This window comes from Arthrobacter sp. TB 26, assembly GCF_000427315.1.
Lineage (GTDB): Bacteria > Actinomycetota > Actinomycetes > Actinomycetales > Micrococcaceae > Arthrobacter.
This window is the reverse complement of the sequence record NZ_AUPJ01000211.1, coordinates 1-2,179: the sequence shown is the minus strand read 5'-3', so window position 1 is coordinate 2,179 and position 2,179 is coordinate 1. Positions and strand designations below refer to the sequence as shown.

At 67.9% G+C, this 2,179-nt stretch carries 2 protein-coding genes; both read left to right on the top strand.

Translation table 11 applies throughout. The annotated features are described in order from the left end of the window. On the top strand, positions 1-803 hold an 803-nt coding region (locus K789_RS0107510; protein ID WP_024366224.1), incomplete at its 5' end, for an FtsQ-type POTRA domain-containing protein. 284 nt (positions 804-1,087) lie between these two features. After that, positions 1,088-2,179: cell division protein FtsZ (gene ftsZ, locus K789_RS0107505; RefSeq protein ID WP_024366223.1), on the top strand; the 1,092-nt coding region annotated here is incomplete at its 3' end.

Below are 2,179 nucleotides of genomic sequence, written 5' to 3'. Positions count from 1 at the left end.
ACTCGGCGTCAGCCGACGTCATCTCGGCTTCCAAGGACAGCGCCGCAACCGGCACCGCAGTCCGGACCCTGCCCGCTCCGGACAACGTGCTGTCCTTTCCGGAGCCCAAGGCCAAACGCCGCAAACGCATCCTCCTGGGGACCGTCGGCGCCCTGGCCGTACTGATCGCGGGAATTCTCGCCGCCGCTGTCTACTCGCCCGTCCTGGCGCTGCAGACGGTCACCGTGGAGGGCACGAAACTGCTGACGGCGGACCAGATCAAGGCGGCCCTCGCGCCCCTGCAGGGCAAGCCGCTGCCGCAGATCAGCGACGGCGACGTCGCGGCCCTCCTGCAGCCCCTCGTCCAGGTCAAGGAGGTCACCACCCAGGCCCGCCCGCCCTCGACGCTGCAGGTCAAGGTGACCGAACGCGTGCCGGTGGCCCTGGTCAGGCAGGGTGAGGCACACCAGCTGGTCGACGCCGACGGGGTGAAGCTCAGCGACACCGCGGACCCGGCCTCGGTTCCCCTCCCGGTCATCGACGGCGGAAACGGCACCCTGCCCAAGGACCTGTTCCATGCCATCACCGGGGTCCTGGGGGCGCTGCCCGCCGACGTGCTCGCCCGGCTCTCCAGCGCCTCGGCGAAGTCGGTGGACGCCGTTGAACTCAAGCTTGTCGATGGCCAGATGATCGTTTGGGGCAACGCGGGGGAGAAGGAGCTCAAGGCAAAGGTCCTCGAGGCCCTCCTGAAGGCCCCCGCCGACCCGAAAAACCCGGTCCGGATCTACGACGTCAGCGTGCCCCGGCACCCGGTCACCCGATAGCCGCGAATCACTTGGCCGGGCCAGGGTGGCGGGAGCTGCCCGGTGCCGGCCCCGCCGCCGGCCGCAGACACCACCCCGGCTCCTCGACAGCACCAAAAGAGGCTATTTCGGCGGTATTCCTGCGACACGCGGGGCCGGTTATTGAATGTCATCTACATAGGAAATAGCGTCACAGCATGAGTTACTTGACATAACTATAACCTTCAACTCGAAGGTTAAGGTTCAAAGCTTCAAGCCCGACTCCATCAGTTTTCGCAACAGAACACGAACAAGGGACACGTAACGTGGCAGCTCCGCAGAATTACTTGGCCGTCATCAAGGTCGTCGGCATCGGCGGCGGTGGCGTGAACGCAGTCAACCGCATGATCGAGGTCGGTCTTCGCGGCGTCGAATTCATCGCGGTCAACACCGATGCGCAGGCATTGTTGATGAGCGATGCAGACGTCAAGCTCGACATCGGGCGTGAGCTGACGCGCGGCCTGGGAGCCGGTGCGAACCCCGAGGTCGGCCGGCAGGCCGCCGAGGACCATGCCGAGGAAATCGAAGAGGTCATCCGCGGCGCTGACATGGTCTTCGTCACCGCCGGCGAAGGCGGCGGCACCGGCACCGGCGGCGCGCCCGTCGTCGCCCGCATCGCACGCTCGCTTGGCGCACTGACCATCGGCGTTGTCACCCGCCCCTTCACCTTTGAGGGCCGCCGCCGCGCCGGCTCCGCCGAAGCCGGGATCGACGCCCTCCGCGACGAAGTCGACACGCTCATCGTCATCCCGAACGACCGCCTGCTCTCCATCAGCGACCGCAACGTCTCCGTCCTTGACGCGTTCCGTTCCGCCGACCAGGTCCTCCTGTCCGGCGTCCAGGGCATCACCGACCTCATCACCACCCCCGGCCTGATCAACCTCGACTTCGCCGACGTCAAGTCGGTCATGCAGGGCGCAGGCTCCGCACTGATGGGCATCGGCTCGGCGCGCGGCGAAGACCGCGCCGTCAAGGCTGCGGAACTCGCCATCGCCTCCCCGCTGCTTGAAGCATCGATTGACGGAGCCCACGGCGTCCTGCTGTCCATCCAGGGCGGCTCGGACCTCGGCCTCTTCGAGATCAACGAGGCGGCGCGCCTGGTCCAGGAAGTCGCCCACCCCGAGGCCAACATCATCTTCGGTGCGGTTATCGACGACGCCCTCGGCGACGAGGCCCGCGTTACCGTCATCGCGGCCGGCTTCGACGACGTCAAGGCCACCTCGCCGTCCATGGACCAGTCCCTCCCGCAGTCGGCCCCGCAGCGCCCGGCGGCGCCGGCAGCAGCCCCCGCCCCGGTGCAGGCCCCTTCCTCGGCCCACGTGCAGCCGCTGCACGCCACGGTCGGCGCCTCGGGGTAC